The 14,222-nt window shown below is 54.4% G+C and carries 6 protein-coding genes and 2 pseudogenes; all 8 read left to right on the top strand.

The genetic code is table 11. From position 1 onward, the window contains the following. Nucleotides 1–94: 94 nt before the first annotated feature. The 8 genes and pseudogenes from bcsR (at nt 95) to dctA (ending at nt 14,119) form a co-directional block, all read left to right on the top strand. Nucleotides 95–283, top strand: coding sequence for a cellulose biosynthesis protein BcsR (gene bcsR, locus C4F37_RS06150; protein WP_001063314.1), 189 nt, complete (start codon nt 95–97; stop codon nt 281–283). Nucleotides 284–294: 11 nt separating this feature from the next. Then, entirely contained in the window at nt 295–1,047 is a 753-nt protein-coding gene (gene bcsQ, locus C4F37_RS06145) for a cellulose biosynthesis protein BcsQ (RefSeq protein ID WP_000279525.1), read from the top strand. After that, a pseudogene (bcsA, locus tag C4F37_RS06140) lies at nt 1,044–3,662 on the top strand (UDP-forming cellulose synthase catalytic subunit). Before bcsQ ends, bcsA begins: the two are co-directional and overlap by 4 nt. Before the next feature lie 10 nt (nt 3,663–3,672). Beyond that, nucleotides 3,673–6,012 (top strand): cellulose biosynthesis cyclic di-GMP-binding regulatory protein BcsB, encoded by a 2,340-nt coding sequence (bcsB, locus tag C4F37_RS06135; protein WP_024193511.1) that lies wholly within the window; start codon nt 3,673–3,675, stop codon nt 6,010–6,012. Between the two features lie 6 nt (nt 6,013–6,018). Further along, the gene (gene bcsZ / locus C4F37_RS06130; protein WP_001540016.1) at nt 6,019–7,125 is read left to right on the top strand and encodes a cellulose synthase complex periplasmic endoglucanase BcsZ; all 1,107 of its coding nucleotides are present in this window, start codon (nt 6,019–6,021) and stop codon (nt 7,123–7,125) included. After that, a pseudogene (gene bcsC / locus C4F37_RS06125) lies at nt 7,107–10,580 on the top strand (cellulose synthase complex outer membrane protein BcsC). The gene bcsZ and the pseudogene bcsC overlap by 19 nt, the downstream one beginning before the upstream one ends. Nucleotides 10,581–10,661: 81 nt before the next feature. After that, nucleotides 10,662–12,650, top strand: coding sequence for a biofilm formation regulator HmsP (hmsP, locus tag C4F37_RS06120; protein ID WP_001266324.1), 1,989 nt, complete (start codon nt 10,662–10,664; stop codon nt 12,648–12,650). A gap of 182 nt (nt 12,651–12,832) precedes the next feature. Next, on the top strand, nt 12,833–14,119 hold the full coding sequence (dctA, locus tag C4F37_RS06110) for a C4-dicarboxylate transporter DctC (protein ID WP_000858214.1): 1,287 nt from the start codon (nt 12,833–12,835) through the stop codon (nt 14,117–14,119). Nucleotides 14,120–14,222: the final 103 nt, after the last annotated feature.

The following is a 14,222-nucleotide window of genomic DNA, read 5'->3' as shown; positions in this document are numbered from 1 at the left end:
CATTCCCGTCTCGCCGTAAACAATAAACCGACGAAATGCTCACAGTTAGAATTGTCTCATGAACGGTACGGTTATTTCATAGGGATCAAGAAAAATGAATAACAATGAACCAGATACTCTGCCTGATCCCGCGATAGGCTATATCTTCCAGAATGATATTTTGGCGTTAAAGCAGGCATTTTCACTGCCTGATATTGATTATGCCGATATTTCCCAACGCGAACAGTTGGCCGCGGCATTAAAACGCTGGCCGTTGCTGGCAGAGTTTGCGCAACAAAAGTAGGGGATTGGTGAATGGCCGTACTGGGATTGCAGGGGGTTCGGGGAGGCGTGGGGACAACAACCATCACCGCCGCATTAGCCTGGTCATTACAAATGTTGGGAGAAAATGTCCTGGTGGTCGATGCCTGCCCGGACAACTTGTTGCGCCTGTCATTTAACGTTGATTTTACCCACCGTCAGGGTTGGGCAAGAGCTATGCTGGATGGCCAGGACTGGCGTGACGCCGGGTTGCGCTATACCTCGCAGCTCGATTTGCTGCCTTTTGGTCAGTTATCCATTGAAGAACAAGAAAATCCACAGCACTGGCAAACCCGGCTGAGCGATATTTGCTCCGGCTTACAGCAACTAAAAGCCAGCGGGCGTTACCAGTGGATTTTAATTGACTTACCGCGTGATGCCTCGCAGATAACCCACCAGCTGCTGAGTTTGTGCGATCACTCGCTGGCAATCGTCAATGTGGATGCCAACTGCCATATCCGACTGCATCAGCAAGCGCTGCCGGATGGTGCACATATTTTGATTAATGACTTCCGTATTGGCAGCCAGGTTCAGGACGATATTTACCAGCTTTGGTTGCAAAGCCAGCGCCGATTGCTGCCGATGCTCATTCATCGTGATGAAGCGATGGCTGAATGTCTGGCAGCTAAGCAACCAGTCGGTGAATTTCGCAGTGATGCGCTGGCGGCTGAAGAAATACTGACGCTGGCGAACTGGTGCCTGTTGAACTATTCCGGGCTGAAAACGCCAGTCGGGAGTGCATCATGAGTATCCTGACCCGGTGGTTGCTTATCCCGCCGGTCAACGCACGGCTTATTGGGCGTTATCGCGATTATCGTCGTCACGGCGCGTCGGCTTTCAGCGCGACGCTCGGCTGTTTCTGGATGATCCTGGCCTGGATTTTTATTCCGCTGGAGCACCCGCGCTGGCAGCGTATTCGCGCAGAACATAAAAACCTGTATCCGCATATCAACGCCTCGCGTCCGCGTCCGCTGGACCCGGTCCGTTATCTTATTCAAACATGCTGGTTACTGATCGGTGCATCGCGCAAAGAAACGCCGAAACCGCGCAGGCGGGCATTTTCAGGTCTACAAAATATTCGTGGACGTTACCATCAATGGATGAACGAGCTGCCTGAGCGCGTTAGCCATAAAACACAGCATCTTGATGAGAAAAAAGAGCTCGGTCATTTGAGTGCCGGGGCGCGGCGGTTGATCCTTGGTATCATCGTCACCTTCTCGCTGATTCTGGCGTTAATCTGCGTTACTCAGCCGTTTAACCCGCTAGCGCAGTTTATCTTCCTGATGCTGCTGTGGGGGGTAGCGCTGATCGTACGGCGGATGCCGGGGCGCTTCTCGGCGCTGATGCTGATTGTGCTGTCGCTGACCGTTTCTTGCCGTTATATCTGGTGGCGTTACACCTCGACGTTAAACTGGGACGATCCGGTCAGCCTGGTGTGCGGGCTTATTCTGCTGTTCGCCGAAACGTACGCGTGGATTGTGCTGGTGCTCGGCTATTTCCAGGTCGTATGGCCTCTGAATCGTTAGCCGGTGCCATTGCCGAAAGATATGTCGCTGTGGCCGTCGGTGGATATCTTTGTCCCGACTTACAACGAAGATCTCAACGTGGTGAAAAATACCATTTACGCTTCGCTGGGTATCGACTGGCCGAAAGACAAGCTGAACATCTGGATCCTCGATGACGGCGGCAGGGAAGAGTTTCGCCAGTTTGCGCAAAACGTGGGGGTGAAATATATCGCCCGTACCACTCATGAACATGCGAAAGCGGGCAACATCAACAATGCGCTGAAATATGCCAAAGGCGAGTTCGTGTCGATATTCGACTGCGACCACGTACCAACGCGATCGTTCCTGCAAATGACCATGGGATGGTTCCTGAAAGAGAAACAGCTGGCGATGATGCAGACGCCGCACCACTTCTTCTCGCCGGATCCGTTTGAACGCAACCTGGGGCGTTTCCGTAAAACACCGAACGAAGGCACGCTGTTCTATGGTCTGGTGCAGGACGGCAATGATATGTGGGATGCCACTTTCTTCTGCGGCTCATGTGCGGTGATTCGCCGTAAGCCGCTGGATGAGATTGGCGGTATTGCTGTCGAAACGGTAACCGAAGATGCGCACACTTCTCTGCGTCTGCACCGTCGTGGCTACACCTCCGCGTATATGCGTATTCCGCAGGCAGCGGGGCTGGCGACCGAAAGTCTCTCGGCGCATATCGGTCAGCGTATTCGCTGGGCGCGCGGGATGGTGCAAATCTTCCGTCTCGATAACCCGCTCACCGGTAAAGGGCTGAAGTTTGCTCAGCGACTGTGCTATGTCAACGCCATGTTCCACTTCTTGTCGGGCATTCCACGGCTGATCTTCCTGACTGCGCCGCTGGCGTTCCTGCTGTTTCATGCCTACATCATCTACGCGCCAGCGTTGATGATCGCCCTGTTTGTGCTACCGCATATGATCCATGCCAGCCTGACTAACTCGAAGATCCAGGGCAAATATCGCCACTCTTTCTGGAGTGAAATCTACGAAACAGTGCTGGCGTGGTATATCGCACCACCGACGCTGGTGGCGCTGATTAACCCGCACAAAGGCAAATTTAACGTCACCGCCAAAGGTGGACTGGTGGAAGAAGAGTACGTCGACTGGGTGATCTCGCGGCCCTACATCTTCCTTGTTCTGCTCAACCAGGTGGGCGTAGCGGTTGGGATCTGGCGCTACTTCTATGGTCCGCCAACCGAGATGCTCACCGTGGTCGTCAGTATGGTGTGGGTATTCTACAACCTGATTATTCTCGGCGGCGCAGTCGCAGTATCGGTAGAAAGCAAACAGGTACGCCGATCGCACCGCGTGGAGATGACGATGCCCGCAGCAATTGCCCGCGAAGATGGTCACCTCTTCTCGTGTACCGTTCAGGATTTCTCCGACGGTGGTTTGGGGATCAAGATCAACGGTCAGGCGCAGATTCTGGAAGGGCAGAAAGTGAATCTGTTGCTTAAACGCGGTCAGCAGGAATACGTCTTCCCGGCTCAGGTGGCGCGCGTGATGGGTAATGAAGTTGGGCTGAAATTAATGCCGCTCACTACCCAGCAACATATCGATTTTGTGCAGTGTACGTTTGCCCGTGCGGATACATGGGCGCTCTGGCAGGACAGCTACCCGGAAGATAAGCCGCTGGAAAGTCTGCTGGATATTCTGAAGCTCGGCTTCCGTGGCTACCGCCATCTGGCGGAATTTGCGCCTTCTTCGGTGAAGGGCATATTCCGTGTGCTGACTTCTCTGGTTTCCTGGGTTGTATCGTTTATTCCGCGCCGCCCGGAGCGGAGCGAAACGGCACAACCATCGGATCAGGCTTTGGCTCAACAATGATGATAACGCGATGAAAAGAAAAATATTCTGGATTTGTGCAGTGGCTCTGGGGATGAGTGTGTTCCCCTCTTTCATGACGCAGGCGACGCCAGCAACGCAACCACTGATCAATGCTGAGCCAGCTGTAGCCGCCCAGGCGGAGCAAAATCCGCAGGTGGGGCAAGTGATGCCGGGCGTGCAGGGCGCAGATGCGCCAGTCGTGGCGCAGAACGGTCCTTCCCGTGATGTGAAGCTGACCTTTGCGCAAATTGCGCCGTCGCCGGGCAGCATGGTGCTACGTGGCATTAACCCGAACGGCAGCATTGAGTTTGGTATGCGCAGCGATGAAGTGGTGACGAAGGCGATGCTCAACCTCGAATACACGCCATCGCCATCATTACTGCCTGTCCAGTCGCAGTTAAAGGTTTATCTCAATGATGAACTGATGGGCGTGCTGCCAGTGACCAAAGAACAGTTGGGTAAAAAAACGCTGGCACAAATGCCCATTAACCCGCTGTTTATTACTGATTTCAACCGTGTGCGGCTGGAGTTTGTCGGCCATTATCAGGACGTGTGCGAAAACCCGGCCAGCACCACGCTTTGGCTGGATGTTGGGCGGAGCAGTGGACTGGATCTGACCTATCAGACCCTGAATGTGAAGAATGACCTGTCACACTTCCCGGTGCCATTCTTTGACCCGCGTGATAACCGCACCAACACCTTGCCGATGGTCTTTGCGGGTGCGCCGGATGTTGAGCTGCAACAAGCATCTGCCATTGTCGCCTCGTGGTTTGGTTCGCGTTCTGGCTGGCGTGGGCAGAACTTCCCGGTGCTCTATAACCAACTGCCGGATCGCAATGCCATTGTCTTTGCCACCAATGACAAACGCCCGGACTTCCTGCGCGATCATCCGGCGGTAAAAGCCCCGGTGATTGAGATGATTAACCATCCGCAGAATCCTTACGTCAAACTGCTGGTGGTGTTTGGTCGTGACGACAAAGACTTGTTGCAGGCAGCGAAAGGTATCGCTCAGGGTAACATTCTGTTCCGTGGTGAAAGTGTGGTAGTGAATGAAGTGAAACCGCTGCTACCGCGTAAACCGTACGATGCGCCGAACTGGGTGCGTACCGATCGTCCGGTCACCTTTGGTGAACTGAAAACCTATGAAGAACAATTACAATCCAGCGGTCTTGAGCCAGCAGCGATTAACGTTTCGCTAAACCTGCCGCCGGATCTCTACCTGATGCGCAGTACCGGCATTGATATGGATATTAATTACCGCTACACCATGCCGCCGGTGAAAGACAGTTCGCGGATGGATATCAGCCTGAATAACCAGTTCCTGCAATCCTTCAACCTGAGCAGCAAACAGGAGGCGAACCGCCTGCTGCTGCGGATTCCGGTATTACAAGGTTTGCTGGATGGCAAAACGGATGTCTCTATTCCGGCGCTGAAACTGGGCGCGACCAACCAGCTGCGGTTCGACTTTGAGTATATGAACCCGATGCCGGGCGGTTCGGTGGATAACTGCATTACCTTCCAGCCGGTGCAGAATCATGTGGTGATTGGTGACGACTCCACCATCGACTTCTCGAAGTATTACCACTTCATCCCGATGCCGGATCTACGCGCCTTTGCTAACGCGGGCTTCCCGTTCAGCCGGATGGCGGATTTGTCGCAAACCATCACCGTGATGCCGAAAACGCCAAACGAAGCACAGATGGAAACCTTGCTGAATACCGTTGGCTTTATCGGTGCGCAGACGGGCTTCCCGGCGATTAACCTGACGGTGACCGATGATGGCAGCACCATTCAGGGCAAAGATGCCGACATCATGATCGTCGGTGGTATCCCGGACAAACTGAAAGACGATAAGCAGATCGACCTGTTGGTGCAGGCTACCGAAAGCTGGGTGAAAACGCCGATGCGCCAGACCCCGTTCCCCGGTATTGTGCCGGACGAGAGCGATCGCGCGGCAGAAACCCAGTCAACGCTGACCTCTTCCGGTGCGATGGCGGCGGTGATTGGTTTCCAGTCGCCGTATAACGACCAGCGCAGCGTGATTGCGCTGCTGGCAGATAGCCCACGCGGTTATGAAATGCTTAACGATGCGGTGAACGATAGCGGCAAACGCGCCACCATGTTCGGTTCGGTCGCGGTGATCCGCGAGTCCGGTATCAACAGCCTACGTGTTGGCGATGTTTATTACGTAGGTCATCTGCCGTGGTTCGAGCGCTTGTGGTATGCGCTGGCAAACCATCCGATTCTGCTGGCGGTGCTGGCGGCTATCAGTGTGATATTGCTGGCGTGGGTACTGTGGCGTCTGCTGCGTATTATTAGTCGTCGTCGTCTTAACCCGGATAACGAGTAATTGAAGATGAATGTGTTGCGTAGTGGACTCGTGACGATGCTGCTGCTGGCTGCCTTTAGTGTTCAGGCAGCCTGTACCTGGCCTGCCTGGGAGCAGTTTAAAAAGGATTACATCAGTCAGGAAGGGCGCGTCATCGACCCCAGCGACGCGCGCAAAATCACCACCTCCGAAGGGCAAAGTTACGGCATGTTCTTTGCCCTGGCGGCTAACGACCGTGCAGCTTTCGATAATCTTCTCGACTGGACGCAGAACAATCTCGCTCAGGGTTCTTTAAAAGAACATTTGCCCGCCTGGCTGTGGGGCAAGAAAGAGAACAGTAAGTGGGAAGTGCTGGACAGCAATTCGGCCTCCGATGGTGATGTCTGGATGGCCTGGTCGTTGCTGGAGGCGGGGCGTTTGTGGAAAGAGCAGCGTTATACCGACATCGGCAGCGCATTGCTAAAACGTATCGCGCGGGAGGAAGTGGTGACGGTGCCTGGGCTGGGCTCCATGTTGTTACCGGGCAAAGTGGGTTTTGCTGAGGATAACAGCTGGCGTTTTAACCCCAGCTACCTGCCGCCGACGCTGGCGCAGTATTTCACCCGCTTTGGCGCGCCGTGGACCACGCTGCGCGAAACCAATCAACGTTTATTGCTGGAAACCGCCCCGAAAGGCTTTTCGCCAGACTGGGTGCGCTATGAGAAAGACAAAGGCTGGCAGCTAAAAGCCGAAAAAACATTGATCAGCAGCTACGACGCTATCCGCGTTTACATGTGGGTAGGCATGATGCCTGACAGCGATCCGCAAAAAGCGCGGATGCTCAACCGGTTTAAACCGATGGCGACATTCACTGAGAAAAACGGTTATCCGCCGGAAAAAGTGGATGTGCCTACGGGGAAAGCGCAGGGTAAAGGACCGGTCGGTTTTTCTGCCGCCATGCTGCCCTTTTTACAAAACCGCGATGCGCAGGCCGTTCAGCGCCAGCGCGTGGCCGATAACTTTCCCGGCAGCGATGCCTATTACAACTATGTGCTGACCCTGTTTGGACAAGGCTGGGATCAACACCGTTTCCGCTTCTCGACAAAAGGTGAGTTATTACCTGACTGGGGCCAGGAATGCGCAAATTCACACTAAACATATTCACGCTTTCCCTCGGTCTGGCCGTCATGCCGATGGTCGAGGCAGCACCAACCGCTCAGCAACAGTTGCTGGAGCAAGTTCGGTTAGGCGAAGCGACCCATCGTGAAGACCTGGTGCAACAGTCGTTGTATCGGCTGGAACTTATTGATCCGAATAACCCGGATGTGATTGCTGCCCGTTTTCGTTCTCTGTTACGTCAGGGCGATATTGATGGCGCACAAAAACAGCTCGATCGGCTGTCGCAGTTAGCGCCGAGTTCAAATGCGTATAAATCGTCGCGGACCACAATGTTACTGTCTACGCCGGATGGTCGTCAGGCACTGCAACAGGCTCGATTGCAGGCGACTACCGGTCATGCGGAAGAGGCCGTGGCGAGTTACAACAAGCTGTTCAACGGTGCGCCGCCGGAAGGTGACATTGCTGTCGAGTACTGGAGTACGGTGGCGAAAATTCCGGCTCGCCGTGGTGAAGCGATTAATCAGCTAAAACGCATTAATGCGGATACGCCGGGCAATACGGGCCTGCAAAACAATCTGGCGCTATTACTGTTTAGTAGCGATCGCCGTGACGAAGGTTTTGCCGTCCTGGAACAGATGGCGAAATCGAACGCCGGGCGCGAAGGGGCCTCTAAAATCTGGTACGGGCAGATTAAAGACATGCCCGTCAGCGATGCCAGCGTTCAGGCACTGAAAAAATATCTCTCGATCTTTAGCGATGGCGATAGCGTGGCTGCTGCACAATCGCAACTGGCAGAACAGCAAAAACAGCTGGCCGACCCTGCTTTCCGCGCTCGTGCGCAAGGTTTAGCGGCGGTGGACTCTGGCATGGCGGGTAAAGCCATTCCCGAACTACAACAGGCGGTGCGGGCGAACCCGAAAGACAGTGAGGCTCTGGGGGCGCTGGGCCAGGCGTATTCCCAGAAAGGCGATCGCGCCAATGCAGTGGTGAATCTGGAAAAAGCCCTCGCGCTGGATCCGCACAACAGCAATAACGACAAATGGAACAGCCTGCTGAAAGTAAACCGCTACTGGCTGGCGATCCAGCAGGGCGATGCCGCGCTGAAAGCCAATAATCCTGACCGGGCAGAACGGCTGTTCCAGCAGGCACGTAATGTCGATAACACCGACAGCTATGCAGTGCTTGGGCTGGGCGATGTGGCGATGGCGCGCAAAGATTATCCCGCCGCCGAACGCTATTACCAGCAGACCTTGCGTATGGACAGCGGCAACACTAACGCCGTGCGCGGGCTGGCGAATATTTACCGCCAGCAGTCGCCAGAAAAAGCCGAAGCGTATATCGCCTCGCTCTCTGCCAGCCAGCGGCGCAGCATTGATGATATCGAACGCAGCCTGCAAAACGACCGTCTGGCACAGTAGGCAGAGGCACTGGAAAACCAGGGGAAATGGGCGCAGGCGGCAGCACTTCAGCGGCAACGACTGGCGCTGGACCCCGGCAGTGTATGGATTACTTACCGACTTTCGCAGGATCTCTGGCAAGCCGGACAACGCAGCCAGGCCGATACGTTAATGCGCAATCTGGCGCAGCAGAAGCCGAACGACCCGGAGCAGGTTTACGCTTACGGGCTGTACCTCTCCGGTCACGACCAGGACAGAGCGGCGCTGGCGCATATCAACAGCCTGCCGCGCGGGCAGTGGAACAGCAATATTCAGGAGCTGGTTAATCGACTGCAAAACGATCAGGTGCTGGAAACCGCTAATCGCCTGCGAGAAAACGGTAAAGAGGCAGAAGCGGAAGCGATGCTGCGCCAGCAACCGCCTTCCTCGCGTATTGACCTCACGCTGGCTGACTGGGCGCAGCAGCGACGTGATTACACCGCCGCCCGCGCTGCATATCAGAATGTCCTGACGCGGGAGCCAACTAACGCCGATGCCATTCTTGGTCTGACGGAAGTGGATATTGCTGCCGGTGACAAAGCGGCGGCACGTAGCCAGCTGGCGAAACTGCCTGCCACTGATAACGCCTCGCTGAACACACAGCGGCGCGTGGCGCTGGCACAGGCGCAGCTTGGCGATACCGCAGCGGCGCAGCAGACATTTAATAAGTTGATCCCGCAGGCAAAATCTCAGCCACCGTCGATGGAAAGCGCGATGGTACTGCGTGATGGTGCGAAGTTTGAAGCGCAGGCGGGCGATCCAACGCAGGCGCTGGAAACCTACAAAGACGCCATGGTTGCATCCGGTGTGACCACGACGCGTCCGCAGGATAACGACACTTTTACCCGGCTGACCCGTAACGACGAGAAAGATGACTGGCTGAAACGCGGCGTGCGCAGCGATGCGGCGGACCTCTATCGCCAGCAGGATCTTAACGTCACTCTCGAGCACGATTACTGGGGTTCGAGCGGCACCGGTGGTTACTCCGATCTGAAAGCGCACACCACTATGTTGCAGGTGGACGCGCCCTATTCTGACGGGCGGATGTTCTTTCGCAGTGATTTCGTCAATATGAACGTCGGCAGTTTCTCCACTAATGCCGATGGCAAATGGGATGACAACTGGGGCACCTGTACATTACAGGACTGTAGCGGCAACCGCAGCCAGTCGGATTCCGGTGCCAGCGTGGCGGTCGGCTGGCGAAATGACGTCTGGAGCTGGGATATCGGTACCACGCCGATGGGCTTCAACGTGGTGGATGTGGTCGGCGGCATCAGTTACAGCGATGATATCGGGCCGCTGGGTTACACCGTTAACGCCCACCGTCGGCCTATCTCCAGTTCTTTGCTGGCCTTTGGTGGGCAAAAAGACTCTCCGAGCAATACCGGGAAAAAATGGGGCGGCGTGCGTGCCGACGGCGTGGGGCTAAGTCTGAGCTACGATAAAGGTGAAGCAAACGGCGTCTGGGCATCGCTTAGCGGTGATCAGTTAACCGGTAAAAATGTCGAAGATAACTGGCGCGTGCGCTGGATGACGGGCTATTACTATAAGGTCATCAACCAGAACAATCGCCGCGTCACAATCGGCCTGAACAACATGATCTGGCATTATGACAAAGACCTGAGTGGCTACTCACTCGGTCAGGGCGGTTACTACAGTCCGCAGGAATACCTGTCGTTTGCCATACCGGTGATGTGGCGGGAGCGCACGGAAAACTGGTCGTGGGAGCTGGGGGCGTCTGGCTCGTGGTCGCATTCACGCACCAAAACCATGCCGCGTTATCCGCTGATGAATCTGATCCCGACCGACTGGCAGGAAGAAGCTGCGCGGCAATCCAACGATGGCGGCAGCAGTCAGGGCTTTGGCTACACGGCGCGGGCATTACTTGAACGACGTGTTACTTCCAACTGGTTTGTCGGCACGGCAATTGATATCCAGCAGGCAAAAGATTACGCCCCCAGCCATTTCCTGCTCTACGTACGTTATTCCGCCGCCGGATGGCAGGGTGACATGGATTTACCGCCGCAGCCGCTGATACCTTACGCCGACTGGTAAGTTTTCAGATAGCGCCTCTCTTAATGCCGCTGCGATCGGGTATACTCGGGCGGCAATCTGGGATTTCCGGGGGGAGACAATTTGCGCGTAAGTCGCTCGTTAACAATCAAGCAGATGGCAATGGTGGCAGCCGTTGTCCTGGTGTTCGTTTTTATTTTTTGCACCGTTTTGCTGTTCCATCTGGTCCAGCAGAATCGCTATAACACGGCTACGCAACTGGAAAGCATTGCTCGCTCTGTCCGCGAACCCTTATCTTCTGCCATTTTGAAAGGCGATATTCCCGAAGCGGAAGCTATTCTTGCCAGCATTAAACCGGCAGGCGTGGTCAGCCGTGCCGATGTAGTGCTGCCTAACCAGTTCCAGGCGCTGCGTAAAAGTTTTATTCCAGAGCGTCCGGTGCCGGTAATGGTTACTCGCCTGTTTGAGCTACCGGTGCAAATCTCGCTGGGCGTTTACTCGCTGGAACGTCCGGCAAACCCGCAGCCAATTGCCTATCTGGTGTTACAGGCGGATTCCTTCCGCATGTATAAGTTCGTGATGAGCACCCTCTCAACGTTAGTGACCATTTACTTACTCTTGTCGTTAATATTGACGGTGGCGATTAGCTGGTGCATTAACCGCCTGATTTTGCATCCGTTACGCAATATTGCTCGCGAACTTAACGCCATCCCACCCCAGGAGCTTGTTGGTCACCAACTGGCATTACCGCGTCTGCATCAGGACGATGAAATCGGTATGTTGGTGCGCAGTTACAACCTCAACCAGCAATTGCTGCAGCGCCATTATGAAGAACAGAACGAAAATGCGATGCGCTTCCCGGTGTCGGATTTGCCGAACAAAGCCTTGCTGATGGAGATGCTGGAGCAGGTGGTGGCGCGTAAACAAACCACCGCGCTGATGATCATCACCTGTGAAACCCTGCGTGATACTGCGGGTGTGCTGAAAGAGGCGCAACGAGAAATTCTGCTGCTGACGCTGGTGGAAAAACTCAAATCGGTACTGTCGCCACGCATGATCCTCGCGCAGATTAGCGGTTATGACTTTGCTGTCATTGCCAACGGTGTACAGGAACCGTGGCACGCTATCACATTAGGTCAGCAAGTGCTCACTATCATGAGCGAGCGCCTGCCGATTGAACGTATTCAACTCCGTCCGCACTGTAGCATTGGCGTGGCGATGTTCTACGGCGATCTCACCGCCGAACAGCTTTACAGTCGCGCTATTTCTGCGGCATTTACCGCTCGCCATAAAGGCAAAAATCAGATTCAGTTCTTTGATCCGCAGCAGATGGAAGCCGCCCAGAAGCGGTTGACGGAAGAGAGCGATATCCTTAATGCACTGGAAAATCATCAGTTTGCGATTTGGTTACAGCCACAGGTCGAGATGACCAGCGGTAAACTGGTCAGTGCGGAAGTGTTACTGCGTATCCAGCAACCGGATGGCAGTTGGGACCTGCCCGATGGCTTAATCGATCGCATTGAGTGCTGTGGGCTGATGGTTACCGTCGGTCACTGGGTGCTGGAAGAGTCCTGTCGATTGCTTGCTGCCTGGCAAGAGCGCGGCATTATGCTGCCCTTGTCGGTAAACCTCTCAGCGCTGCAACTGATGCATCCAAATATGGTGGCGGATATGCTGGAATTGTTAACCCGCTATCGTATTCAGCCGGGAACACTGATTCTGGAAGTGACAGAAAGCCGACGTATTGACGATCCTCATGCTGCGGTGGCAATCCTCCGTCCGCTGCGCAATGCCGGAGTTCGGGTGGCGCTGGATGATTTCGGCATGGGCTACGCAGGGCTGCGTCAGCTGCAGCATATGAAATCGTTGCCAATCGACGTACTGAAAATCGACAAAATGTTTGTTGAAGGTTTGCCGGAAGATAGCAGCATGATTGCTGCAATTATCATGCTGGCGCAGAGCCTGAACCTACAAATGATTGCCGAAGGCGTGGAGACTGAAGCACAACGCGACTGGCTGGCAAAAGCGGGCGTTGGTATTGCCCAGGGCTTCCTTTTTGCTCGCCCACTCCCTATTGAAATCTTCGAAGAGAGTTACCTGGAAGAAAAGTAGCTACCCCAAACTGATTACAAAACTTTAAAAAGTGCTGGTTTGTGCGAGCCAGCTCAAACTTTTTAACCTTTTTGTTTCAATTATGATCCAGGTACATTTCTGTGATGTTGTCTGGGTGTTATTTTAAGGCCGCAGGTACCCCATAACCTTACAAGACCTGTGGTTTTACTAAAGGACACCCTATGAAAACCTCTCTGTTTAAAAGCCTTTACTTTCAGGTCCTGACAGCGATAGCCATTGGTATTCTCCTTGGCCATTTCTATCCTGAAATAGGCGAGCAAATGAAACCGCTTGGCGACGGCTTCGTTAAGCTCATTAAGATGATCATCGCTCCTGTCATCTTTTGTACCGTCGTAACGGGCATTGCGGGCATGGAAAGCATGAAGGCGGTCGGTCGTACCGGCGCAGTCGCACTGCTTTACTTTGAAATTGTCAGTACCATCGCGCTGATTATTGGTCTTATCATCGTTAACGTCGTGCAGCCTGGTGCCGGAATGAACGTCGATCCGGCAACGCTTGATGCGAAAGCGGTAGCGGTTTACGCCGATCAGGCGAAAGACCAGGGCATTGTCGCCTTCATTATGGATGTCATCCCGGCGAGCGTCATTGGCGCATTTGCCAGCGGTAACATTCTGCAGGTGCTGCTGTTTGCCGTACTGTTTGGTTTTGCGCTCCACCGTCTGGGCAGCAAAGGCCAACTGATTTTTAACGTGATCGAAAGTTTCTCGCAGGTCATCTTCGGCATCATCAATATGATCATGCGTCTGGCACCTATTGGTGCGTTCGGGGCAATGGCGTTTACCATCGGTAAATACGGCGTCGGCACACTGGTGCAACTGGGGCAGCTGATTATCTGCTTCTACATCACCTGTATCCTGTTTGTGGTGCTGGTACTGGGTTCAATCGCTAAAGCGACTGGTTTCAGTATCTTCAAATTTATCCGTTACATCCGTGAAGAACTGCTGATTGTACTGGGGACTTCATCTTCCGAGTCGGCGCTGCCGCGTATGCTCGACAAGATGGAGAAACTCGGCTGCCGCAAATCGGTGGTGGGGCTGGTCATCCCGACAGGCTACTCGTTTAATCTTGATGGCACATCGATATACCTGACAATGGCGGCGGTGTTTATCGCCCAGGCCACTAACAGTCAGATGGATATCGTCCACCAAATCACGCTGTTAATCGTGTTGCTGCTTTCTTCTAAAGGGGCGGCAGGGGTAACGGGTAGTGGTTTTATCGTGCTGGCGGCGACGCTCTCTGCGGTGGGCCATTTGCCGGTAGCGGGTCTGGCGCTGATCCTCGGTATCGACCGCTTTATGTCAGAAGCTCGTGCGCTGACTAACCTGGTCGGTAACGGCGTAGCGACCATTGTCGTTGCTAAGTGGGTGAAAGAACTGGACCACAAAAAACTGGACGATGTGCTGAATAATCGTGCGCCGGATGGCAAAACGCACGAATTATCCTCTTAATCTCACCACTTATGCCCGCACTCCCTTCCCCGAGTGCGGGTGTTTGCGCATAATTGACCCCTGTGCCTGAACTTACCACCTGGGTGAGTTCAGGTTTATTTCA

It is taken from the genome of Escherichia sp. R1 (genome assembly GCF_003000935.1).
Taxonomy (GTDB): Bacteria; Pseudomonadota; Gammaproteobacteria; order Enterobacterales; family Enterobacteriaceae; genus Escherichia; species Escherichia coli.
This window is presented reverse-complemented; position numbering and strand designations above follow the sequence as displayed.